This is a genomic window from Marinobacter sp. V032, from assembly GCF_052645435.1.
Genome location: NZ_JBQXYE010000008.1, coordinates 1 through 24047, shown reverse-complemented (window position 1 = coordinate 24047; position 24047 = coordinate 1). Strand labels below are relative to the sequence as shown.

The 24047-nt window shown below is 51.1% G+C and carries 21 protein-coding genes, 4 pseudogenes and 1 other annotated feature; of the genes and pseudogenes, 8 read left to right on the top strand and 17 right to left on the bottom strand.

Annotation, left to right across the window (positions count from 1 at the left end):
* The 5 genes and pseudogenes from ACUN9X_RS18740 to ACUN9X_RS18720 form a co-directional block, all read left to right on the top strand.
* The coding region (locus tag ACUN9X_RS18740) for an efflux RND transporter permease subunit (RefSeq protein ID WP_445474022.1) at nucleotides 1–2147 on the top strand (2147 nt) is incomplete at its 5' end.
* Between the two features lie 626 nt (nucleotides 2148–2773).
* A pseudogene (locus tag ACUN9X_RS18735) lies at nucleotides 2774–2956 on the top strand (NAD(P)/FAD-dependent oxidoreductase); the annotation flags it as partial.
* Nucleotides 2957–3442: 486 nt separating this feature from the next.
* Nucleotides 3443–4270, top strand: a complete 828-nt coding sequence (locus ACUN9X_RS18730; protein WP_445474021.1) for a metallophosphoesterase — start codon at nucleotides 3443–3445, stop codon at nucleotides 4268–4270.
* Nucleotides 4271–4582: 312 nt separating this feature from the next.
* Nucleotides 4583–5010, top strand: a pseudogene (locus ACUN9X_RS18725) (IS3 family transposase); the annotation flags it as partial.
* Nucleotides 5011–5022: 12 nt separating this feature from the next.
* A complete protein-coding gene (locus tag ACUN9X_RS18720) occupies nucleotides 5023–6168 on the top strand; it encodes a hypothetical protein (RefSeq protein WP_445474020.1) in 1146 nt (381 codons plus the stop codon).
* A 109-nt stretch (nucleotides 6169–6277) separates the two neighbouring features.
* Here the strand turns inward: ACUN9X_RS18720 and yafN are convergent, their stop codons facing one another.
* From yafN to ACUN9X_RS18700, 4 genes are all read right to left on the bottom strand, one after another.
* Entirely contained in the window at nucleotides 6278–6577 is a 300-nt protein-coding gene (gene yafN / locus ACUN9X_RS18715; RefSeq protein ID WP_445474019.1) for a type I toxin-antitoxin system antitoxin YafN, read from the bottom strand.
* 917 nt (nucleotides 6578–7494) lie between these two features.
* Nucleotides 7495–7746 carry an SOS response-associated peptidase family protein gene (locus tag ACUN9X_RS18710; RefSeq protein ID WP_445474018.1) on the bottom strand — a complete coding sequence of 84 codons (252 nt, stop codon included), beginning with the start codon at nucleotides 7744–7746 and terminating at the stop codon, nucleotides 7495–7497.
* Nucleotides 7721–8017: an SOS response-associated peptidase family protein gene (locus ACUN9X_RS18705; protein ID WP_445474023.1), complete on the bottom strand. Its 297-nt coding sequence runs from the start codon at nucleotides 8015–8017 to the stop codon at nucleotides 7721–7723. Before ACUN9X_RS18705 ends, ACUN9X_RS18710 begins: the two co-directional genes overlap by 26 nt.
* A 76-nt stretch (nucleotides 8018–8093) precedes the next feature.
* Nucleotides 8094–8432 (bottom strand): hypothetical protein, encoded by a 339-nt coding sequence (locus ACUN9X_RS18700; protein WP_445474017.1) that lies wholly within the window; start codon nucleotides 8430–8432, stop codon nucleotides 8094–8096.
* Between the two features lie 283 nt (nucleotides 8433–8715).
* On the opposite strand from ACUN9X_RS18700, the gene ACUN9X_RS18695 reads away from it, so the two are divergent.
* A complete protein-coding gene (locus ACUN9X_RS18695) occupies nucleotides 8716–9513 on the top strand; it encodes a hypothetical protein (RefSeq protein WP_445474016.1) in 798 nt (265 codons plus the stop codon).
* A 219-nt stretch (nucleotides 9514–9732) separates the two neighbouring features.
* Here ACUN9X_RS18695 and ACUN9X_RS18690 read toward each other — a convergent pair whose 3' ends face one another.
* From ACUN9X_RS18690 to ACUN9X_RS18675, 4 genes are all read right to left on the bottom strand, one after another.
* On the bottom strand, nucleotides 9733–10143 hold the full coding sequence (locus ACUN9X_RS18690) for a hypothetical protein (protein ID WP_445474015.1): 411 nt from the start codon (nucleotides 10141–10143) through the stop codon (nucleotides 9733–9735).
* A 17-nt stretch (nucleotides 10144–10160) separates the two neighbouring features.
* A complete protein-coding gene (locus tag ACUN9X_RS18685) occupies nucleotides 10161–11042 on the bottom strand; it encodes an RHS repeat domain-containing protein (RefSeq protein WP_445474014.1) in 882 nt (293 codons plus the stop codon).
* Between the two features lie 20 nt (nucleotides 11043–11062).
* Nucleotides 11063–14527 (bottom strand): hypothetical protein, encoded by a 3465-nt coding sequence (locus tag ACUN9X_RS18680; RefSeq protein ID WP_445474013.1) that lies wholly within the window; start codon nucleotides 14525–14527, stop codon nucleotides 11063–11065.
* Between the two features lie 65 nt (nucleotides 14528–14592).
* Nucleotides 14593–14895, bottom strand: coding sequence for a hypothetical protein (locus ACUN9X_RS18675; protein ID WP_445474012.1), 303 nt, complete (start codon nucleotides 14893–14895; stop codon nucleotides 14593–14595).
* 271 nt (nucleotides 14896–15166) lie between these two features.
* Between ACUN9X_RS18675 and ACUN9X_RS18670 the strand changes: the two are divergent.
* Nucleotides 15167–16378: pseudogene (locus ACUN9X_RS18670) on the top strand (IS3 family transposase).
* Nucleotides 15445–15561, top strand: a sequence feature (AL1L pseudoknot). Its footprint overlaps the pseudogene before it by 117 nt.
* Nucleotides 16379–16601: 223 nt before the next feature.
* Here ACUN9X_RS18670 and ACUN9X_RS18665 read toward each other — a convergent pair.
* The 6 genes from ACUN9X_RS18665 to merT form a co-directional block, all read right to left on the bottom strand.
* Complete coding sequence (locus tag ACUN9X_RS18665; RefSeq protein ID WP_445474011.1) at nucleotides 16602–16997, bottom strand: group I intron-associated PD-(D/E)XK endonuclease; 396 nt, start codon at nucleotides 16995–16997, stop codon at nucleotides 16602–16604.
* A 674-nt stretch (nucleotides 16998–17671) separates the two neighbouring features.
* Entirely contained in the window at nucleotides 17672–18286 is a 615-nt protein-coding gene (locus tag ACUN9X_RS18660) for a tyrosine-type recombinase/integrase (protein WP_149600559.1), read from the bottom strand.
* Nucleotides 18287–18415: 129 nt separating this feature from the next.
* Nucleotides 18416–19822, bottom strand: a complete 1407-nt coding sequence (gene merA, locus ACUN9X_RS18655) for a mercury(II) reductase (protein ID WP_445474010.1) — start codon at nucleotides 19820–19822, stop codon at nucleotides 18416–18418.
* Complete coding sequence (merF, locus tag ACUN9X_RS18650; protein WP_445474009.1) at nucleotides 19812–20072, bottom strand: mercury resistance system transport protein MerF; 261 nt, start codon at nucleotides 20070–20072, stop codon at nucleotides 19812–19814. The genes merA and merF overlap by 11 nt, the downstream gene beginning before the upstream one ends.
* The gene (gene merP, locus ACUN9X_RS18645; protein ID WP_445474008.1) at nucleotides 20069–20371 is read right to left on the bottom strand and encodes a mercury resistance system periplasmic binding protein MerP; all 303 of its coding nucleotides are present in this window, start codon (nucleotides 20369–20371) and stop codon (nucleotides 20069–20071) included. The genes merF and merP overlap by 4 nt, the downstream gene beginning before the upstream one ends.
* Nucleotides 20372–20386: 15 nt before the next feature.
* Nucleotides 20387–20743 carry a mercuric ion transporter MerT gene (merT, locus tag ACUN9X_RS18640; RefSeq protein WP_445474007.1) on the bottom strand — a complete coding sequence of 119 codons (357 nt, stop codon included), beginning with the start codon at nucleotides 20741–20743 and terminating at the stop codon, nucleotides 20387–20389.
* Nucleotides 20744–20816: 73 nt separating this feature from the next.
* Here merT and merR point away from each other — a divergent pair, with 73 nt between their 5' ends.
* Nucleotides 20817–21251 (top strand): Hg(II)-responsive transcriptional regulator, encoded by a 435-nt coding sequence (gene merR / locus ACUN9X_RS18635; protein WP_445474006.1) that lies wholly within the window; start codon nucleotides 20817–20819, stop codon nucleotides 21249–21251.
* A gap of 199 nt (nucleotides 21252–21450) precedes the next feature.
* Here the strand turns inward: merR and ACUN9X_RS18630 are convergent, their stop codons facing one another.
* From ACUN9X_RS18630 to ACUN9X_RS18620, 3 genes and pseudogenes are all read right to left on the bottom strand, one after another.
* Nucleotides 21451–22065, bottom strand: coding sequence for a tyrosine-type recombinase/integrase (locus ACUN9X_RS18630; protein WP_149600559.1), 615 nt, complete (start codon nucleotides 22063–22065; stop codon nucleotides 21451–21453).
* Nucleotides 22066–22231: 166 nt separating this feature from the next.
* On the bottom strand, nucleotides 22232–23494 hold the full coding sequence (locus ACUN9X_RS18625; RefSeq protein ID WP_445474005.1) for a hypothetical protein: 1263 nt from the start codon (nucleotides 23492–23494) through the stop codon (nucleotides 22232–22234).
* A 234-nt stretch (nucleotides 23495–23728) separates the two neighbouring features.
* Nucleotides 23729–23926 (bottom strand): annotated as a pseudogene (locus ACUN9X_RS18620) (tyrosine-type recombinase/integrase); the annotation flags it as partial.
* Nucleotides 23927–24047: the final 121 nt, after the last annotated feature.

The window sequence follows — 24047 nt, the reverse complement described above, 5'->3', positions numbered from 1 at the left end:
ACGACATTCCTTACGACACCACCCGTTTTATCGATATCTCGATTCAGGAGGTCATCAGCACCTTCATCATTGCCATACTGCTGGTTGTGGTGGTCACCTTCCTGTTCCTGCAACACTTACGGGCCACCCTGATACCACTGGTAGCCATCCCGGTGTCGCTGATTGGCACCTTTGCAGGTATGCAGGCGATGGGATTCTCTGTCAACCTGCTGACCTTGTTCGGGTTGATACTGGCCATCGGTGTCGTGGTGGATAACGCCATCATTATAATGGAGAACGCCGAACGGTTGATGAAAGAGGAGGGGATGTCTGCCTACGATGCCGCTGTGGCGACCATTCAGCAGGTTTCCGGGGCAGTGACTTCATCCACGCTCGTCCTGGTTGCCGTCTTCGCACCGGTTGCTTTTCTGGGCGGGCTAAGTGGCGAGCTGTATAGACAGTTTGCCATCACCATCGCCGTGTCGGTGGTCATTTCGGGTGTTGTGGCTCTCACTCTGACGCCAGCCATGTGTGCATTGTTGCTGGGTGGGCAGCCTGACAAGCAATGGGCGCCATTTCGTTGGTTCGACGCCGGCTTTGACCGGATAACCAACGGATTCTGTGCGGTGGTTGACTGGCTGCTTCGCCATGCCGTGGTGGGTGTTCTGTTGTTTGCGGCCATGATTGGCGGCGTTGTGCTTTTGATTGACCGAATGCCGACGGGCCTGGTGCCTCAGGAAGACCAGGGCTTTGTGCTTACCGCTTATTCGATGCCCGCGTCGGCGTCCCTGAGCCGCACATCGGATTTCCGCGACGATCTGGTTGACGGCATGTTGGACGTGCCGGAAGTTCAGGATGTGGTGGCGTTTTCCGGCTTCGACATTATATCCAGTGCATTACGTACCAACAGCGGTGTTGCTTTTGTAACCCTCGAAGATTGGGCGGAGCGCACCGGTGAGGGCCAGGATGCCGCCAGTGTGGCCGGCAAGATCATGGGCCTTGGTGGCAAACTGCCTGAGGGAGCGGCCTTCGCTTTCACACCGCCGCCAATCCAGGGACTTTCGACAACCGGTGGCGTTGAAGGCTATATCCAGGCGAGGGGTGGTAGAACCTCTGACGAGATCAAGGCTATTGCCGATGAGTTCACCCGCAAAGCAAACGAACGGCCTGAACTGCAGAACGTAAGGGTGACGCTGGATACCGGCATCCCCAAATATCGCGCGGATGTTGACCGGGAGAAGGCTTCGGCCGCGGGGGTGCCCGTTGACCAGATCTTCACCACCATGCAGAGCACCTTTGGTGGGCTCTATGTAAACGACTTCACGCTGCAGGGCCGCAACTGGCAGGTAACGCTGCAGTCGGAGGGAGAGTTCCGCAGCCATCCGGACGATCTGCGCCGGGTGTTTGTCCGGTCCGACTACGGAGAGATGATTCCGGTCAGTTCGTTGGTGAGCCTGGACCGGACCAGTGGCCCGGATATTCTCAACCGCTTTAACCTCTACCCGGCTGCCAAACTGCTGGCCGACCCTGGACCGGGATTCACTTCAGGCGATGCACTCGCCGCTTTACAGGAAGTGGGTGCTGACGTGTTTGACCGCAACACCCTTTTGGGCTGGACCGGTGAAGCTTTCCAACTCCAGGATTCCGCAGACTCCGGTGTGCTTGCGTTCGGTATGGGCCTGTTACTCGTATTCCTCATTCTTGCAGCACAGTATGAGAGATGGGGTCTACCGGTAGCGGTTGCTACGGCCGTTCCGTTCGGGGTATTTGGTGCGATCCTGGCAGCTATGCTGCGGGGCTTTCCCAACGACATCTATTTCCAGGTTGGCTTGCTGGTGCTGATTGGGCTGGCAGCGAAGAATGCGATTCTGATTGTGGAATTCGCCGCTCAGAATCGTAAAACCGGAATGTCCGCAGCAGAAGCCGCCAGTGCAGCAGCCAGACAGCGGTTCCGCGCCATTATGATGACCGCCTTGACGTTCATCATTGGCTCCCTGCCGCTGGCCATTAGCACCGGCGCTGGTGCTGCTAGCCGACAGGAGATTGGTACCGTGGTGGTTGGAGGCATGATCGCCGCCAGTACACTTGCGCTGTTCTTTGTGCCGCTGTTCTACAAGTTAATTGAGGATTTGGGGGACTGGCGGAAAGGTTTAAAAAGTAGCGATTAGGAAATATTGAGCAAAAGAAAATCGCCTGTACCGACTCACCTGGGATCACGGTGGGGCGGTGTTCCTCGATGAGGCCGAAGTGCTTGATAACTCGTGCCTATCCAAAAACACCCACTTTCAGGAGGTGGTTCAGCTCGTCTCTGGAAATCAATGCGGAACCGAGTGCCTTCAATAACTTGACGACAACTGAATACGACCAGCTTGGCCGTTGTTTGATCAATAAGTCCAAATTCAGGCCACGGGCCCTCGGTACCGTTACGGGTCTGCTCGCGGATACAAGCTACGGCAACAAAGCCAATGTCCAGGCGCGCAATCAACACCACTTATCTGTGTTAGATCGGTCCGCACTCGATGATCCAGCGCCTGTTGCGGACGACCCGGTGACACAGATGAAACACCAGTCGATAACCCAATCCAGACGAGCATTGCAAGAATTTCAAGAAACGAGACATCTTAATTTTGTGTCGCGATCACGAGTGATCTTCCCTTTTTCGTCAACAAGCCGTGTCTTTTCGAATGCGTTAAGAATTGTGCTTAGTCGAACCGTTAAGACCAATTATGGTTTTGCGCCCCGACTGAATGTTCGCTTTGCGACCATTTTTGACAACTTTCTGAGATGTGTTCGGAAAACGGCCGAAGTTACCTTGGGCGGGGTGGACACTCGTGACCTTTCATCAAAAACTATGTCAGTAAACAACCAACCAAAGCTTTTTTTCATTGGTGAAGCGGTGGATGTGACCGGCCACCTAGGCGGTCATAATTTCCAATGGGCTTGGGCTTCTGGCGTAGCTGCCGGACAGCATGCCTGAACGTTTTTCGGAATTGGCAATTCGGCTCGCCGGAACGAAATAATCGGTGAACTGAATTGAACCTCCACAGATACACGCAACACCCCTATGTATCAAACTGGTTAAAACCAGTGTCATTTTTTCTTACGTTGGTTTGGCTAACGAGTGGTTGAGGTCAGTGAAGATCATGGGGATGGGAAACTTTAAGCGCTTTACTTCGGTGAATGGCTACTGATGCCTTAATGACCGGAGATTCTGGTAATTATTATTTATTAACAATAACTAAAGTGGGTTTTGGTGGCTATTTTATTGCAGTTTCAAAATTCGAAAAATACCAGCAGGGCTCTTCAAAGTTCCATCTCAATGTAATAACCACTCTTTGAACGGCTTCCCAATGTAAAACCACAACCCAAATAGATATTAGTCGTCACTGTATTCTCAATGTTTGCAGGAGATACACTGGGTATCGAACGTTTTAGAAATTCGAGCCGTAAGGAATTAAGTTTCATGCCTACTTTTGGCTACACAAGCGATGTGCATCTCTCATTTTATCCGAAATCAGACCTTCCACAGGTTAAGTGGGCGACTGACGTTGATGTCATCTTGTTGGCTGGCGACATAATGGATGGCGTAGAACCTTACGCCATTGAGCACGTTTTGCAGATGACCCAGGGAATCCCAACGATCATGACGCTCGGGAACCACGAGCTTTATGGAATGCGCAGGGATAAAGCAGTGCGAGAATTGCGCGGAGGGTTCGCCGGGACCCATGTGCAATTGCTACTGAACGAGTCACTCGTTATAGATGGAGTCCGAATTGCTGCGACCGACCTCTGGACCGACTTTGACCTACTTGGAGATAGTCGGAACGCAATGCTGGAAGCTGAAAAAAGCATGAATGATTACCGTAAAATTAGAGTTCTTGATCTAATTGGCGGGCAATCCAGATATCGAAAGATGAGGCCGTTAGACACCGCAAAATGGCATGGTGAAGCTCGTGACTTTATTCTTCGAACGCTGAATGAGTCCGATGAGCCGGTGGTTCTGATGACCCATCATGCCCCATCGTCTGACTCGGTGCCTAGCGAATACAAAAGCCACCGGTTATCTCCTTGTTATGCCAGTGATTTGTCTGGCCTCTATGCTTCAGCCGCAAAGGTACCCGTAGTGAATGTTCACGGCCATATTCATAAGGCACAGAGTTATAGAATGGACTGTGGCACCTACGTTCTGGCCAACCCGATGGGCTATTTCGGACACGAGGAGGCCACGGATTTCGATCCGCAAAGACACTTTTCTGTGAACAGAGATGGCATCTTATTAACAAAGTTTTAAGGTCCTCCTCGATGACATCAGAGGTAGTTAAAGCTCTGGCCTCGCCAAGCTGTTACGTCACCGGTGTTTCTACTCTTTGTATTCACTCATACGATAGTTTTCCAGCACTTTGGTACAGCAGCTCTTTGCGTGATCCCGATAGTTGGCAACTGGCAGGAGTTCACATTGACGGCGCATCTGAGATACTGGGGGCCGAGGGCATCTGGGATGCATCTGAGATTTTGTTGCACTACGTGGTGGGCGGCCAAAGGCATACGATCATGGCAGCAACTCATGAAATCGCCAACTGGACAACTAGGCTGACAGAGGGGGGATCTGTTCTCCCGCCAGATCGTTGGCTGGTCGATGAGATCACGTATGACCACAGATCTGGTCATGAACGCCTTGCTAATGGCTTCCTGGCAACGTCGACCACAACAGCGTGTATTAGTGCATTCCGATCAAGGGGCCCCCAATACACGAGCCGGGAGTGGCGCGATTTCTTAGCCGATCACGACCTGAAGCCAAGCATGAGCCGTCGTGGTAACTGTCACGACAATGCAGCGGCTGAGAGCTTCTTTTCTTTGCTCAAGACCGAGCGCATCCGGCGAAGGATTTATCCGGACAGAGAGACCGCCAGACGGGACGTGTTTGATTACATCGAGATGTTTTACAACCCGGTTCGCAGGCATGGCAACAATGGCGGGATAGCACCCGTGGAGTTCGAAAAACGATATTTTAAGGAGCTGTCAGGCGTCTAGGATATTGGGAGCTTGCCAGATCTTCTGAAACTGCCACAAGCTCCAGAACAGATTTTTGATTACTCGCCACCAACAGTCGGATATGGGGATTACTATGCCATCGCCATATTATGGCAAAAGGCACCAAGTGCCTTAGCGTTCTGGCTCAGCAATCAAATCAAAGACAGGGCAAATAATAAGGGAGGAAGCCGCGACCATCAGTCGCGCCGGGGAGCACTAATAACCACTGCGCTTCGTTATATTTGCACTTATATTCACTTTGGCAATACAAAGCCTGCCATAGAGGCTTTGTTGGCAACCGACTGCCCGATCAACCAATGGATTGGCCTAAACGGAGTGAAAGTCAAGCTAATCCAAGGAAGCGCCACAGAGGAAGCCTTAGTTCTAATTGAAAGCTTAGCCAGTAGGGACCATGTGAAAATCCTGTGCTGGCTAATTGGCGAGACAATATCTGTTCGGCCAGATTGTCAGCACAACCTGATTGGTCGTCTCACTTCGTCAATATCAGAACCGATTAGCGATCAGTATTTAAAGGATATTACTAACATAATTCGCGGACCTCTGGGCACTCTATATCATCTGACTCCATGGATTTTTGAAACGCTGCTCGTACCGCTGATAGGTCAAAAAATCATCAAGCCCTACCAAGTTGCAATGCTATGGTTGAATAATCTATTGACCCAATGGAGTTCAGCGCTACGTAACAATGAACACCTGTCGTTCGCTAAAGCAATCGATGGCGAGTTCATTAACGAACTCGCTATTGTGTTTGGATTCCTCACGGAGGTTGAACAAGGAGAGTTGTTCCGGAAAATCAATCAAGTGTTCAAAAAGCTAGCTCGAACTATCCGTATCCCAATGTCCACTCAGGTAAACTTCCAGGCGAACCATCGTGCGCAGCAAGTGAATGCTTGGATCTATGCTATAGCCAACCGTTTGAGTACATTCGCGTGTATCCCCGTGACCAGCCAGCTGAGGCTGTTAATGGAAGATTGCAGCCAACTTATGAAGCGCCAGCCTCCGGATTACCGAACCACACTTGGAAGCGAAGAACTGCTTGAGTATGCATTCGATGATCCAGAAAAGCTCCGCTCACACCCTCTACACAAGGCCATCGAGTGCGCCATCCAAGATCAGAGCTCCGCTCGAGAGCATTAAGGCAATGGGGCGTTCCTCCCAAATTTTCTGGGGTGGAGCCTGAAGCTTTCAACCAAGAGCATTTCATTGGGACCCAAATAAATACTATAACCGCCCTTGCAAACTCTCGTCACTCAGCAAAATCTTCCATATCGCTGTCACTGGCATTCGCCATAGTTTCTGCACCGTGGCTGCAGATCGCCTCCAACCGATGGCTTGAGGGCCGGAATCTCGCCTGAAATGAATGATCGCTGCTATACCTCTCAACTATATCAACCATCCGTTCAAACAGCTCCGCACCAATGACATAGCCCTTCAGCTTGTTATTTGAAGAAACTGCAATCGACTGGTCACCAAAATATTGCGTCGGATTTTGCCTAAGCTCAGTAATGCTAACGGTTTTCCTCACCAAAACAGCAGTAGTCGCCATAACCAACCCTCAAATAATCCATATCCCTTCATCAATGGTGCTCTGATCTACGCGCAGCGTCGTTCCCATAATAGCCAGATCCAGCATATCAGAGGAAAAAGAATAATCGCCCCAATGCTCACGAAACCACGCGTTTCAAAACGCTACTATAAGCGAATAAATTAACGTTTTAATCGAAATTTTCAGAGCCAACCGGCCAAAATAATCGAAATCAACGTCGATCCATTCTCCCTACACAATTTGGCCTGACACACTTGCCAGACGAGGATGCACTATAGGGCTCTAATTACCCTGGACGAGGGAAGGTTCAGGTCGATGTCAATAGCTCGCGCCTTCCGGTTAAAATCATCCACCACGTAACCCCCTAAATCGCCGACCGCAGAACAGGGTTCACTCATTCAAGCAATGGGCCAGCAGTGGTTGCAACGCCTGTACGCTCACTGATTAGAAAATTCGTATTGGAAGTCGTTTTGTCTGCGTCGCCACTGGTTCAGTTTAAGAACGCAACTCAGTTGGTAAATTCGATTGTGGTTCGACCGAAACCCCGGTGCCACGGAAAATTGAACAGCTTGCAAAACCCGCATACTGAAGTAGTTTCACGTTTCAAAAGCAAATTTTGGATGAACGATCGGAAAGAAGTCAGCTCTCTCTCTGAAGTCACACCACTCTGCAGGTGTCGCGGCTGCCTGGCATCCTTGCCGGCGGTGAGCCCTGATCATCCTGATCAAACGGCTCCAGGTCAGTGTACTGATCTGAGTTCGTGTTATTACCCGAGATATCGGAGTGTCTTGTAGGACATTGTCCATCTGGCATCATTGGTCTTACCCATCTTCTTCTTTGCCTGTTGGCTCCAGCTCTGTTGGTGCTCTAATCGGGCCAACCTTTAACGGCGTTCTTATTCTGGATTTGAGCAGATCCTAAAACGGGTCTGTGTTCTGCAGGTTCGGGTCCAACCAGATGTCGAAATCTTCCTGGCTCAGCATCAGGGGCAGGCTTTTTTCGTGGATGTGACTGAACCGTTTGTGCGGCGGCAAGGTGATGATGGTGTAAGACGGTACGATATTCCCGTCGAAGTCCCAGAGTTCGTAGAGGCCGGCGAAGGCGATCGCGGACTCAACCGGCGCGATGTTGTAGCACTGTTTATTACCTTTGGGTCCCTGTCCACTCATGGAAGCCGGTAGCGGGGACGATGGCCCGTTGTGAATGGAATCTTTTCTTCCAGAGTGGGCTGCTTCCGAGGCTTCCGGAGCGCGCGTTAAAGGTGCTGTATTTGGGTGATGGCCGGTAACCACTTCCGTCAGGCTTTTGCTCTATTAGCAGTGACCATATCCCGTCCTGCAGCACCCTGCCCTGTGATGTTTCGTAGACAAACTGGCCTTGCGCACCTGGTCGGATGTTCAATCGCAGATCCGGCATCTCTGTGCCCAGGAGATCGATCATGATGCTGAGGTAGGGAGAGTCAACTACGTTGTAAGCGCCGCACATGGTGATACCTGCCGGTGAATAGCAAAGGGCGTTAATGGTACCCGTCGGGATCTTTCTTGCGGATGAGTATTGTGAAGGTACCGTCTTCAATCAGAGCATAGACGCCACCTGGTACCCAACAACCTTTGATGCTTTTGTGAGCCGGTAACTTTACCCATTCACTGCCGATATCGGGGCCGTTAGAGTAATACACCATTGCGAGCTTTATCGGTCGCGCTCCCGGAAGGGTACGGGCCTTTTCGATGTCGATGATGCCGAGCCATGGCAGAAACTTGGTATAGCCGGTGCGGAGGACGACCGGAGCCATGCCGCCGGGGGTTTCGTTCAGGGCTCTGAATACTGCGCCTTGGCGGTAGCGGAGTTTGTGCATCGCGGGCCAACCATAGCTGTTTAAACATACAGTATATTGGCTGACGCTTTTTGGTTAGACAAGGGTTGCTGACACTATTTCTCTTGCTCCTCATCGCGTAACTTTTAAACCTTCAGGACCAAGCCCCAGAGCGTGAAGACAGCCAGCACCAAAGAAGCGCCAAAAATAAGGCTGTAGAGCCAGTTTTTGGCGAGGAGAATGAACAGAAAACCTACAATGGGTAGTGAAATCCCCTAAACTCACGCGAAACAGTAGTGGCTAACATTCAGTAGGATAGTAAAGCATGAGAAGTAAAAGGAACGAAAAAACAGTTGATGAAAAATTCACTGATACTCTAGCCAAAATTCTTAGCCTGGCCATTCTCGCTTCAGGAATCTTGTTGGTCTCATACGTCAATATATTTGGGCGAAACATATCAAGCGATCACCACCGATGGGCTGAGTTCGGAAGCTTTATGGGCGGTACAGTAGGACCCGTTATATCCTTCGTCGCCCTTATGGCGCTTTTAATGACAATCCGGATCCAAAACACTGCATTGAGAGTGTCAAAGCAAGAGTTTATTAAAGCTAATGAATTAGCACAGAAACAAGCAGCGCACTTTGAAAACGAAGCAAAAATCAGCGATATCGTCGAATCGATCCGAGAGCTTGAGGGCGAACTTCAGATCAGGGAGCACCAAACCTTTCTCGCATACTCTTCAATTGAACAAAAGCCGATAGAAGTCACTTTAAAGCAAATGATGAGCAAGGACTCTTCATTGATCGCTTCACTTTGGGGCGCATCGCTAGCCCCAGAAATGAGGGTATCTTTAGAGTACCGGCACAAAGATCTTGGAAAGATTTTCGAGCTACTTTTTGAACAAATTATGGCACTGAGACATTGTCAGAATACGGAGAACCGATACCGCATCTTCATGCAGAAGTACCTAGAAATCTTTTTCCATCTAAGCCGTATTTCTGCTTTGCCTTTTGACTGGAAAGCTCCGCTGGACACAGAGAGTACGGAGACAATTAAACTATATGAGTCAGCAATTCGAGCGCATGAAACCCAGCGGAACGCTCGCACTCAGCGTACCAGTTGATATCCCTCCTGTTTATCGGGGGCTGTTTCGGAGTCTGAAATCTGAGTGGATACAGAACTTGCCTGAGGCATGAAAAATGTTGGTGGTTATTATCTGAATTCAGGATCAAAGAGCTGCAGTTCTTATCTGAATTCAGGATTTCAGGAATCAAAGTGGAAATTGGATTGTACCGAGGTAAGTCCACAGCTGGATTTACCCCGGTACAATCGGCCGCCTATTTCATTTCCGAAGTGATGAATTTTCGAGTAATTTTTCGATCTCATTGACTGCGGGATTTTTCTCAAAACCTGGCATTGATTTTAGTTCTTTTACAAGTCTATTTGCTTCGGTAGTCAGTGATCTAAAAAACTCATCGGCACACCCTACTATCTCCTCGCCATGCCAATTTAATATCAGGTTTTTTCGCTTTAATGTCATAGCTAAAATATTTTCATCCTCCGCTATCGATATTATTGTAGTGCCATTAATAACGAGTTCATTGACACCAACGAGAAGCTCATATAACCACGCATCAAGATATGTATCTCCAATGGAAACGACTGCTCCAGAGGCACTGGAAAAAAAAAGGTTCCCCAGCGGGTCAAGAGGATCAAGCCCTCCATCCCTATCCAATGAGTAACTAAATTGCATTAGTGCTAATCCATTTTTTATTTAGCAATATGAACAGAGCGAAGATTTCCAGAGGCATTTAGTACTGATTTAACGGATACATCCTTTTTACCTACCCTCACTGTGGCTTGGTAGGTTTTGCTACCATATGTTTTGCTGTTCACCAAGTTTTTCTCGTTCCGAGCAATACGTTGACCTAATCTCAAGAGTTTATCCAGTGTGAAAGAGTTATCCAGCTCTTTAAACTCGGGAAGGTGTTTCGAAGCATGTTTTATTCCCTTTTTACTCAGACCTATTGGCTTAATCAGTTGTGCGAGGCTATCTGCAAGTCGCTGATATCCTCGCTTTACTATTGTCGAAGCTATAATGCTGGTGCTTCGAGCCGACCCTGCCGCAATTCGAGCCCCCCCGGCAGCGGCATACAGTTTCATTGCAGTCTCGGCGCCTGCATTTCCTACCTGTCCCGCAAGAATCGCCTGCTCTGTGCTCATGTTTCGGCGATTGAGGTGAAAGCTTAGGAAAAGATCGCCATCAACATCAGTATTGGTATATGGATTATTGCCCGAATACGCGTACCGGTTGAATGAATGGATGTTTGACTCGTGCCACTTCACCGGATCAATGGCAGTGAAACGGCCGATCGAGGACGTATACCAGCGCGCTTTATGATCAGCGAGCCCGGTCCCTTCATCCAGCCAATTGCCGGTATAACCTCGTGCGTCCGTGTTGGAGGTGAGTTTTAGCCCCCAGGGGTCGTAGGCTTGCTGCCAGATCACTGCACCAGTGCTATCAGTCGCCGCAATGGGTGACCCCAAGTGGTCGTTATGGTAGTAGGTCACGACCTCAGCCGCGCTGAGGGAGAATGTGGAAAATACGAGCACTGCCAGAACGGCGAGTGTCTTTATGATGGAAAATTTCATAGTGTTATCCTCCCTGATCGCTACTGGCCGACAACGACAGTGTCATCGGCGATTTTTGCCGCGACCTGCGAGTCGACGTAGATGTATTCCTTGAAGCCGGCTGTCTGGTCGTATTCACCCAGCAGGTCGCCCGCCATCGTGTACAGAACATTGGTCGATGCAATTGACGAGTTCCGACCGACTCGGGTATTCGCGCCGTCGTAGAAGTAATCAATCACGTTACCAATCCCATTTTGGATCGATGCCAGCTTGTTGGCTCCGTCGTAGATCATGATGTTCGGGCCATCGCTGGTCATGTTGCCGCGCGTATCATGGGCGATCGTGTAATAAAAGGTGGGAAACACCCGGTAGGTCATCTTGTCCGAACTGTAGTAGTACTGCTGTACGCTGCCATTCCGGTCACGAGTAAGAATGTTGCCTCGGCCATCATAGGTAATCAGTTCTGTGCCCCAGGAGCCCGTTGCTGAGGTCATTCGATCCACGTTGTCGTAGCCGATAGTCCGATCATGGAGCGAGCCAGCATTGTCGACAATGCTGCTCACATTACCGCCCAGGTCGTACCCCAGGTCCAGATCAACAAAATCAATCTGGCCATTGCTGGCCATCAATGTGTCAGGACGTAGCCGGCTGTCGAGCGTTTGGTTAGTCACGACACCATTGGCATAGACCATGGCGGCCACGGCACCGGAGGGATGCCGGTCAACTGACGTCACATAGGGCGTTGCCTGGGTCTGCCAGCCAAGAGCGTTCGTGCCGTAGTCGACAATACGACCACTGGGGTACGTCACGCTCGTCAGCTGATCCAGGGTATCGAGACCGTAAGTCACGTCGTAAGTGGAGGCGCCAACGGTCAGGGCTTCACTTTCGAGATTGTCGTTCTGATCATAGCTATAACTGCGGCTCGCAACCGAATTGACGACCGAGGTCAGATTGCTGTTGTTGTCGTAACCGTAAGTCGCGGTGGGTGTGCTATCAGAATATGAAATGGTGTCCAATCGATTCAGGTCGTCATAGGTTCGGGTTTCAACTATGCCGCTGGTGCCAATCTCTTTGCTGGTCATATTGCCAACATTGTCATAACCGTAAACCGTGGTGCCTGACTCCATGTGAGTCTCCTGCGTGAGGAAACCCCGAGCATCATGAACATATAACCGTTCTTGACCGTACAAGAGACCATCTTCGTTAAACTCACCCTGAAAGACCCGGTAGACTCTCCCGAGACCATCGCGACGGATTCTGGTTCCTAGGCTTTCTGGTGACGTGATACTCATCAGCCAGTTTTTGTCCATGCTGCCGTGGCTTGCCATGAGCTTGACCGTCTCGTGGCCGTTCTCATCGACCTCACGAATTTCATACCCATAGGGATAGCTGTATGTACGCGACGTCTGATCCGGGAAAGTGATGCTGGTCACACGCTGTAACGCATCGTAGACCAAGGTCTTGCCCTGAGTACTGTTGGGATAGCTTTCAAACGTCACGTTGCCCAAAGCATCCCGGGACTTGGTGATCTCGACAGTCTCGCTAACAGCGGTATCCTCTCGCTCCATACCAAGGTCACGCCAGAATCCATCGAACGAGCGCGTTTCCTTGTAGGCACCTCGTGTCAGCGCCGCCGATTCATCGTCATAGGTAACCGATACATCGGCATTAATGGGAAAGTCGATGTCGGTGAGGCGGTTTAAGTCATCCCAAGTATAAGCGGTGGTATACCCGCGTCCATTGGTAGACGACCCTAATGTCCCGTCTGCGTTTACAACCTGCGATTCGACGATGCCTTCGGGACGGGTAATGTTCTGGGGCGAGCCGCGGTAGTAATTCGAGAAGGAGGTCGTATGGTTGTTGGCATCGGTTATCGAAGCGACATCACCCTCGGCGGTATACGTGTATGATGTCAATACACCCGACTTGTCTTCCGATTCCATATTGCCCGCGGTGTCGTATGTCTTGTCGATAGTCCACTGGGTGACAGGCGCATTGTTGGGATAGTCAATGACGTCCTGAGTCACCAGGCCGAGAATCCAGTTGCTCGCTGAATGGCTGTAGCTACGAGTCGTCGTGCGAGGATTCGTGCCCGACGTGTTGCTTGTTTCAACGATCGTTTGTGGCATTCCATAGTTATCGAAGCCAGAGTATTGCGTTTCCACCGAAGTTTGCTGCCGCCAATGAAGCACGCTTGTTAGCAGTGGAACCTGTGTATTGGTGTCGATTCTCGACGAGTCTCTTCCGTGCCAGTAGTTTTCGTTCGACAACAGCATACTGCTGTAGCCATATGTGTACTGCTCTAATTTGTTGCCTTGGAGATCAAAGACCTCCTCGAAACGCTTAGTGCCCACCTCCCATATGTTGGCGCTGGTTGTGTAGCCGATGTGGTAAAAGACACGCTCATGATCAGGTGCCACCATGTGGGTTTCGTCATACCCATACTGACCGTTGTAGGCTGGCACATAGGAGTAGGACCATGTACCCGGCGTAATACCGCGACCACCCGTTTGTTTGCCCGTCACTACAGTGGTCGCTTTCTGCGCACCATAGTTGAAATAGACATAGCTGTAGTCGTAGTCGATGGTGCCTCCTGAAGGATAGGTCACTGTATCAACAGCTAGGCTGCCGGCGTCCCCGTTGGTGGTGATCGGATAGTAGGTATAGTCCCAGCTCAAGCCATCTGGACGGGTCACCTTCGTCAACTGAGCAAAGTTTGGAATTGTGTTGGGTGTGTAGGTGTGATCGTAGGTCCATGTTTGCCCGTTCGCTGTGATGGAACTCAGGCGGGTGTCATCACTACCGGTGTTGGCATAGGTGTAATCGATAGTGCGCCCATCACTGGTGGTAAGCGACTCGATATAGGTAATGCCATAAAGGTTCGTGTCGTAATCAATGGTCATCCAGTTGCCATTGGCATCCTCGATTCGGGTCGCATAGATTTTCAATCCCTCCGAGTCGGTATCCCGGTAATCCATCGTGTAGGTGGTGCCATCAGGTGACTTCACGATGACATCATTGTTGCCATTGCAGTTTGCACTCCACCACTGCTTTGTAATCAACTCAGGGCTATGTTGATCTGCTAGAACCAGTAACTGTCGGCTACCATCTGACAGTTCGAGTGACGGGTTATCGATAACCGAAACCGACCACAGATTCTGATTGCAAATCTTGTTCTTGTGAGCATCGGACGCCACGATACGCCCGAAATGCATGCTCCAGCCGTGACCGTAAGGGCTGTAAGGCAAGAACGCATCTTGCGGGTTGTTGTAAATTCGATTGATACGGACATCGAACCCACCGTTCCCAGGCACGACCAGATCGGTATAACTCAGCTGCAGTTGGCCTGAGAAGGGGTCAATGTGTTCCCCGAAGTTTTGATTGATGGTTTCTTTAAATGGGTTGAGTCCGGGTTCTTCGTAATAGTCTCTGATGTTCGCTTGAGCCGAGAATGCGAGCGTTGTGCTTGCCAATAGACAAGACACAATTCGAGTGCAAAATGACATCTGTCACCTCCATGTCTTCTAGTATCGTCAGCGCTTGGCGTCAGTCTTGACGCCGAAGAAGAGTTTTAGGACTGGGGGGCCGCTATCACTGCCCGAGGCTTGATAGTGGGTGCGTCGAGCGTTTTCATGTTTCTAGCCTGACCAGTACGACTATGGGCTTCGTCCGCCGAAAATTGCTGCACCTGGGAAGTCGTGTTGTCGCGCTCGGAGAATCGCTGGCCGAGATCTGAATCCTCGCGGAAAACTTTTGAGGCAACTGCAGGGTTTTCTATTGGGGTGGCGCCATCAGGGACAGCGACAGGTTTTTCCGCAGAGAGAGCGGGAGCGGTGAGAAAGAGTAAAGTAAGAAAAGCAGTAGTGCGGTTCATAAGACTACTCCATGTGAAATTGATCATTCCCTGTACACGAATTAATCAATAGCACATGAGCAAGAACCCACAAGCCACGATACAAAACAGCACAAAACCTTTCGAATCGAAATATATCAAAGAGTGGAAAGTAGCTGTTCTGAAGAAGGCGGACTTTATCATTGCGCTGAGAGATGTCCCGGTATCAAATGACTTTCCGGAGTTTACTGATGCGGAGATATTGAACCGCCCCGTGTTTTGAGGAGGCTCCAGCATCTGAGAGAATGGAGCCATGAACAAATCCAACAAGTTTTCCCCTGAAGTTAAAGAGCGAGCGGTACGACTGGTGCAGGAGCATCGTGGCGAGTATTCGTCGCTGTGGGCTGCTGTGGAGTCAATCGCACCCAAGATTGGCTGTGTGCCGCAGGCGTTGCTGGAATGGGTCAAGCGTGCCGAAATCGATAATGGTGAACGGCCCGGCACAACCACTGCCGAAGCGCAACGCTTGAAGGAGCTGGAGCGTGAGAACAAGGAATTACGCCGCGCCAATGACATCCTTCGCACGGCCAGTGCTTTTTTCGCCCAGGCGGAGCTCGACCGCAAGCTGAAGTCCTAAACACCTACATTGATCAGCATCGGGATACCTACGGGGTCGAGCCGATCTGCAAAGTATTGCAGGTCGCCCCGTCGGCCTATCGTCGCCATGCAGCCCGGCAGCGTAAGCCGGAACTGCGCAGTGATCGAGCCAAGCGCGACGAAATTTTGATGCCGCATATCAAGCGCGTCTGGAATGACAACCTCAGGGTCTACGGCGCCGATAAAGTCTGGAAACAGATGAACCGGGAAGCCATGCCTGTGGCCCGTTGTACTGTGGAGCGACTCATGAGTCGTTTAGGCCTCCAGGGCGCCCGTCGCGGCAAGGCGGTGCGCACTACCGTCCCGGATCAATCGGTGCCGTGCCCGCTGGACCGAGTTAACCGGCAGTTTGTCGCTGACCGCCCGGACCAGCTCTGGGTATCCGATTTTACCTATGTATCCACCTGGCAGGGCTGGTTGTATGTGGCCTTCGTCGTTGATGTCTTCGCACGCCATATTGTGGGATGGCGCGTCAGTCGCACGATGAATACGGACTTCGTGCTTGATGCGCTGGAGCAGGCACTCTACGCCCGTCAGCCAGACCAATCGGAGAACTTGATTCATCACTCCGACAGGGGGCTCGCAGTATGTGTCAATCCGCTACACGGAACGCCTGGCCGAAGCTGGCATTGATCCATCAGTCGGCAGCAAAGGCGACAGTTACGACAACGCCCTCGCTGAGACCATCAACGGCCTCTACAAAGCAGAATTGATCCACCGACGCGGACCCTGGAAATCCATGGAATCCGTTGAGCTGGCAACGCTGGAATGGGTATCCTGGTTCAACCACCAACGGCTGATGGAGCCACTGGGGTATATCCCGCCAGTAGAAGCTGAGGCAAACTACTATCGGCAACTTAACAGTTAGGCTGTTATGGCAGCGTGACTTAAACCAACGGGCCTCCGCGATACCCGGGGCGGTTCACTTCGGCTCGAATGAAATCTAAATTGTTGCCTAGTGTAGTGATCGACTAATTTCGGACAGTATTTTAAGTCATTCTTCCGCAACTCTGGGTGGCCCTAAAACGGGGCCACGGTCAAGTCAATCGCTTACCAACAAAGCCTTACTGTTCGCAACAAACGGGTAAAGCTCATGCTTTATTGAACGCCTTCGAAAAGGGCTTCTGATGTTGATGGAAGCGCACATGGCCCGCAGAGTTGAGTCTACGCCTAGCTTCTGAAAAGGCGGGAGTGATATAGCCCCATTCGGAGGTGCGCGAGAAGTAGATAACATAGTCGATGTTGGCCTCTCGCCACTTATTCTCAACGAACACGTTATCATCGCCACTTTCCAGTGACTTCACTTGTATGCGGTAGTAGTGGTTGTCGTCTGCCACAACAAGATCGGTTTTCCGGTCATGGTCTGTAACTGGAATAAACACTTCCCAGCCATCAGCCGTAAACCAGCTAGCGGCTAGGTTTTCGTAAGAAATTTGCTTGTAGTATTGGTATGCGGGGGTAGTACGGTGTGCGTTTTTAATGGGCATGGAGGCAACTATAAATTGATGCCGTATGTCGGGCTATGGCTCCCCGAATACGGACCGGATCACCCTGAAGGTTGATCCCCAATTTACAATCACCATGCAGCTATCACTGACATCTAGCGACAAAGGCTGCCAGCCTCGAAGAGCCCCGGATGGGATCTCTTTCGTAAATGCCGCTATCAGACCCTATCAGGCCGTGATCAAATTAAGTTCGAAATTTATCAGCGATATGGGGTAGCGTCAATCCATGTTTCGAACAGAATGTTGGTGGTCAAGGCCATCATTGCATTGCTATAACTGACCTTGGGTTGTAACCATCCAAAAAATTGAATGTCGCCAGGTTGGTTCCCGGAGTGCCCTATACTGCGGGAGTTAGCAAGGGTTCTACCCCGTTACTGTGGACACTTCTAAAAAGAGGTCCAATCGGCCTCCACCGGACGCCACAATCGGATCCTGCCTATCCTGACGCTGGAGCACCTATCCAGGCCACCCTAAATAGCCCTTTTGGGCATTGCAAAAAGGTCCGCTTTCCAATGGCGGCGTAGATCTTTTAAACGAGACTGCTAATGTCCGCTTTTGTTTACGACTGAAGGAGCCTGATCGAAACCCGAAGGTGTTCATCAACCGGATCTGCCAGCGTCTGCAACATCCAGCGACCAAGGAGCCAAGTTACGCATTTAGATCTCAATACTCTCGGCTATCTCCAGAGCATCCTCAACCTCCACACCAAGGTACCGCACGGTGCTCGACATATTCGTGTGTCCCAACAGCAACTGAACGGCTCGAAGATTTTTGGTCTTCTTGTAGATCAATGTCGCTTTGCTGCGTCTCATTGAATGGGTTGCGTAGACTGAAGGGTCAAGTCCGATGCTGGTAATCCACTTTTTGACAAGACGGGCGTATTGGTGAGTAGTGATATGGTCGAACTTTCGCATCCGGCTCGGCCACAAATAATCCATACCCGAAAGTCCGCGCAACTCGATCCATGCCTCGACCGATTCGCGCGTCTTTTTGGTTATCTCAAACTGAACAGGCTGACTAGTCTTCTGCTGGATGACTTGCGCCCGGTCCAGAACCTCACCGTTTCTGGAAATATCTCGAACCAATAGCTTTACCAGATCGCAGGATCGGAGTTTGCAGTCAATTGCCATGTTGAACATCGCCAGCTCGCGGATGTTCTCTGCAATCTCCAACCGAATCCGGATAGCCCATATTTGTTCGAGTTTGAGCGGCAGCTTCTGGCCAACGAGCTTTCCCTTGTTCCAGGGAGCTTTGCTGATAGGAAATGTCATGACGTGGCCCTCTTTGGAGGGTAAAGGCCTTTAAGTATGGTTCAGAATATTGTTTTCTGCTGGCCAGCCAGGTCGCAAAGCGAACGTTCAAATTTTGGACAGTGCTAGCGTTGGCCAGAGCCGGAGCGATTAACCGGCACAGCAGGACAACTGCTTTACATCCTTGGTGAACGTTTGCGCACAGAGTTTGAGTCCTTCAACCATGGTCAGATAAGGGAACAAGTCATCGCCGATTTCCTGAACGGTCAAACCTGCTCGTAACGCCATCACTGCCGTTTGGATAATTTCACCGCCTTCAGCTGCGACAATCTGCACCCCAAGCAAACGGCCTGTGCTACGCTCTGCCACCATTTTAATAAATCCTTGGGTGTCAAAATTGACGAGCGCACGCGGCACGTTTTCCAAGTCGAGCAGCCTGGTGTCCACGCTATAACCCCGAGCAACTGCTTCGGCTTCAGAGAGGCCAACGGTGGCGACTTGAGGATCGGTAAACATGACACCGGGCATGGCACTGAGGTCGAGTTTGGCCTCGCCTCCCGTCATGTTGATGGCGGCCCGGCTGCCCCCTGCGGCGGCGACATAGACAAACTGCGGTTGATTGGTGCAGTCTCCGGCAGCGTATATTCCAGGGACAGTGGTTTGCAGATGCTCATCCACCTGAATTGCGTCGCGTGAGGTTTCCACGCCAATGCTCGCCAGGTTCAGGGCCTCGGTATTGGGAGTTCGACCGGTCGCCACCAGCAGCTGATCGGCTCGTAAGGTGCCGGCAGGCGTCTCGACGATGAACTCGTTGTCGCTATAGTCCACGTTGCTGGGCGTGGTCTGGCGAAGCACCTCAATCCCTTCTCGCTTGAACGCTGCATCCATAGCTTCCCCGATTGCAGGGTCCTCACTGGACAACAAACGGCTACGGGCCAAAACAGTAACCTTGCTACCGAGTCTGGCGAACGCCTGAGCCAATTCCAAGGCAACGAAACCGGCACCAATCACGATCAGCCGTTTGGGAACGGTATCCAGCGTCAAGGCACTGGTTGATGTCAGGTAAGGAGTGTCTGCCAGCCCCGTAATTGGTGGCTCTGCCGGTCTGGCTCCGGTTCCAATAAAGGCGCGATCAAAATGAACCGTTTTTTCACCACCCTCAGCCAACGTGACTACCAGGCTACTTGTACCGAGAAACCGGGCCTCACCGTTCAGGACTGTGATGTCCTTGTGTCCTCGAAGTATCTTTTCGTACTTGGTATCACGCAGCTCCTCCACCCGAGCCTGCTGTTGCTGAAGCAGTTTCGCTCGGTCTACCTTAGGAGCCTCAGCACTGATGCCCGCGTCAAAAGGGCTTTCTTTTCGCAGCTGCGCGATATGTGCTGCACGAATCATAATCTTCGAGGGCACGCAGCCAACATTTACGCAGGTGCCGCCGACAGTCCCACGTTCAATCAGGGTGACGCGGGCACCGCGTTCAGTCGCCTTCAGGGCAGCCGCCATGGCGGCACCACCACTGCCGATTACTGCAATATGCAGTTTGTTGTCATTTTTCACTGGGGAAACTCCTTGGAGCTTTGGAATTGCTCTCGTAGCTGGCGTCATAGTGCTTTTTCCGCCAGAACGCATAGACCGTAAGGCCGATGAATACCGCCAGTGCCGGAAGAAGCACATAGTCGAGATAGCCCGTCAGCGCGGCCAGTCCCACGGTGCCCAACAGAATGACCAGAACCGGTGTGAAGCAGCATAGTGCAACCAGAATAGTCCCTACTATGCCAACCCTGAGCAGGTTCTTCGGATTCTTCATTGCCCCTCCGGGGTCGCCTCTGAGGCCGTGGGAGTGGAGGGGTAACCAGCGTCGCTCGTGGCCTTGGTGAGCGCCTCTATGGAAGTGAGCGCATCGTCAAAGGTGACGACGGCTTCTCGATCAGGGTAGCTCACGGAAACTTGCGACACCCCTTCCACCTTACTTAGGGCCAGCTTGACGGTGATCGGACACGCGGAACAGGTCATGTCAGGCACCGAGAGAGTCACGTTTTGAGACGCAGCCCAGGAGGACATGCTGAGCAAAGTGAGAAACATGGCAACTACAAACTGTTTACGCATGAGCAAGATCTCCGTTTAGTAGAATAGAGGCAAAATGTAAGGAAACACTAAAGCGACCAGTACCAGTGCCGTAACTACCCAAAAGATCACCTTATAGGTCTTTCGGACTTGAGGGATCGCACACGTTTCACAGGGCGAGCATTGTTCTACAGGGCGATAGATTCGTCGCCAAGCAAAGTACATGGCGACGATGGCCGCGCCAATGAACAGCGGTCGATAGGGCTCTAAAGCTGTCAGATTGCCGATCCAGGCACCGGAAACGCCCAGAGTGATAAGTACCAATGGCCCGAGACAGCAGGCCGAGGCGAGAATTCCAGCAATCCCCCCGACAGCGAGAGAAGCACCTCCGGATTTAGATTTGAATTGCGACATGACGTTTACACCTGTTGCCCATGGACTCGATAAGATAAGGTTACTTCCGTAGTCAAGTACGGAGTCAAGCATCATGTTGGATAAAGCTAATTCACTGACTATTGGCGGCTTGGCCAAGGCGGCCAATGTAAATGTCGAGACGATCCGCTATTACCAGCGGCGAGGTCTTTTGTCGGAACCCAAACGACCTCCAGGTGGTATTCGCCGCTACGGTTTCGCCGATATTGATCGGCTGACATTTGTTAAAACGGCGCAGCAGCTGGGTTTCAGTCTCGACGAGATAAGCGACCTCCTACGGCTCGAAGATGGCACCCACTGTGAAGAAGCCAGTGCGCTCGCCGAGCACAAGCTGAAGGATGTGCGCGAAAAGATCGAAAGGCTGGTAAAAATCGAGGAGGCTCTGAGCGAAATGGTCAGCCAATGCCACGCGCAGCCGGACAGCATCGCGTGCCCGCTCATTGCATCTCTGCATGAGGGAGGCATTGGAACAAAAGGCCAAAGGGACTAGCTTCTGAACCAATCGACCTTTTGGGGTTCTACCCCCTCACTGCGGACACTACGAAAAGATAGGCAGATTTATTGAACCGAGGTGCGCGAATGTTCGCTTATGTTTACGACTGAAGGAGCCTGATCGAAACCCGAAGGTGTTCATCAACCGGATCTGCCAGCGTCTGCAACATCCAGCGACCAAGGAGCCAAGTTACGCTTTAGATCTCAATACTCTCGGCTATCTCCAGAGCATCCTCAACCTCCACACCAAGGTACCGCACGGTGCTCGACATATTCGTGTGTCCCAACAGCAACTGAACGGCTCGAAGATTTTTGGTCTTCTTGTAGATCAATGTCGCTTTGCTGCGTCTCATTGAATGGGTTGCGTAGACTGAAGGGTCAAGTCCGATGCTGGTAATCCACTTTTTGACAAGACGGGCGTATTGGTGAGTAGTGATATGGTCGAACTTTCGCATCCGGCTCGGCCACAAATAATCCATACCCGAAAGTCCGCGCAACTCGATCCATGCCTCGACCGATTCGCGCGTCTTTTTGGTTATCTCAAACTGAACAGGCTGACTAGTCTTCTGCTGGATGACTTGCGCCCGGTCCAGAACCTCACCGTTTCTGGAAATATCTCGAACCAATAGCTTTACCAGATCGCAGGATCGGAGTTTGCAGTCAATTGCCATGTTGAACATCGCCAGCTCGCGGATGTTCTCTGCAATCTCCAACCGAATCCGGATAGCCCATATTTGTTCGAGTTTGAGCGGCAGCTTCTGGCCAACGAGCTTTCCCTTGTTCCAGGGAGCTTTGCTAATAGGAAATGTCATGACGTGGCCCTCTTTGGAGGGTAAAGGCCTTTAAGTATGGTTCAGAATATTGTTTTCTGCTGGCCAGCCAGGTCGCAAAGCGAACATTCCGTCGGGCAGCCTGAACAGTTCTCTTAGGAAAAGAGGTCCGCAGTAATTGGGGATAACCCTCCATTTGCGAATTCACTTAAATGCGGTCTGTGTCTTCGCCGTATCTCAGCTTTAGCGCCCTCTGATACATAGCTATTTTGTCTTCGAGCTGAGTTTTCCCCATCGGTAGATCGAGGAATTCGTTTGCTTGGTCTAGCGAATGAAACGAGGCGAACATGTGAAGGTGAAATGTCATTAGTTGCTTGAAGTACTTTTGCAACTGGAAGCAGTAAGCCTTCGCTTGGTTACTCTCTTCTCCATCATGGACGCTTCGGTTTCTGAAAAGCCTGAGATGGTTTAACGCTTGCTGATGGAATTTTCTGTCGGTGTCTGCAAAAAGAGCTGCTCCACGTTGGACCACTTTTTCATGCCGAGCATCACCTGGACTCAGAACTGTTTCCATGACACTCCATAGCTTCAGGAAACCAGTGTTAGCGTCCTTCTCGTCGCCAGCCCGAGCGTACCGAATTAGGGACTCAATGAGTTTCTTTCCGAATGTCGAATCTGAGAAGGTGGCATCTATCTTTCCGAACAGCTCCCGGTAGTGGTTAGCATTCTTCGTTAAATCCACTGAATGCTCGTAGAAATTCGGTTCGTACCAAACCTTATCTGTTAGAGCCTTACCGTTCTTGTCGTGAAGGGTATGAGCTTGGCCCAGGCGAACGATGTTCATTGGCTTGTCAGAGGAAGGTCCCCAATTAAATTCGACTCTTGGATTCCCCGAAAGGCAAATAGTGCCCCGTAGATAATCCAGCGCAGCAAGAGCTTTGTGAGCCGCTGCTGCAGGGTATCTCGCAGTAACTGTGACGATGCACTTCAGGTAGTTGTCGTGCTCGCACTTAAGCAAAGGATTAACTGACTTGATTACTTTGGCTCTGTCTCGGTACTTCTTTGGGTAATCCCGTTTAGCAAAGAATCTCAGTCGACAATCATTCACCACGATGTTTTTGAAGGGAAACGAGCGACTCACCGAAATTGAGGTCAGTAGGTGATAGGTCTCATCTGGTTTGTTCAGGGCATCACGCAATACCTGGTTTGCTACCTCTAAGAAGCCTGACTGGTCCAATTTATCTAGGTGTAGGCATTGAGGGACCGTCTTCTTAACGACCCAGTCCGCTCCAACTTCTTCGTTGACGTCAGGAAACTTTAGAAGCGACTGCAGGATTCCAAGGTACTCAAAGTACGAGAAGTTTTTGAACGAAATGCTTGTTGGTCCTTTGGGCTCAGCCACCTCCTTGATCTTCTCGAACGTAATGTCTGGATTCAGTTTTCCTGGGTCAAGCCACTTGATGTTCTTCACTGCATTTTCCATCTGTTGGGATAGCGATAGTAAAAGACGGGTTCTACCCCGTCTCCACCGACGGTTTAAAACGGCTGTGGACTTCTCACCTTGGCGCAGCGCGGCAAAAAAGGTCCGCTTTCCAATGTTCGCTTTTGTTTAGCGACGGGAGGAGCCTGTAACCCGAGGGTGATCATCGACCGGGGCTTGCAGCGTCTGAGGCATCCAAAGGGACCAAGGACACAAGTTACGCACCTAGATCTCAATACTCTCAGCTATCTCCAGAGCATCCTCGACCTCGACACCAAGGTACCGCACGGTGCTCGACATATTCGTGTGTCCCAACAGCAACTGAACGGCTCGAAGATTTTTGGTCTTCTTGTAAATCAATGTCGCTTTGCTACGTCTCATTGAATGGGTTGCGTAGACGGAAGGGTCAAGTCCAATTGTAGTGGTCAACTAATCCCGGACAGTATTTTAAGGTTTTCCTCAGCTGCAACGGGCGGAATGCCATCGTTGAATGCGTGAGGTCGCTGCCGGTTGTAATAGTCCATCAGATAGCCACCCACATCTT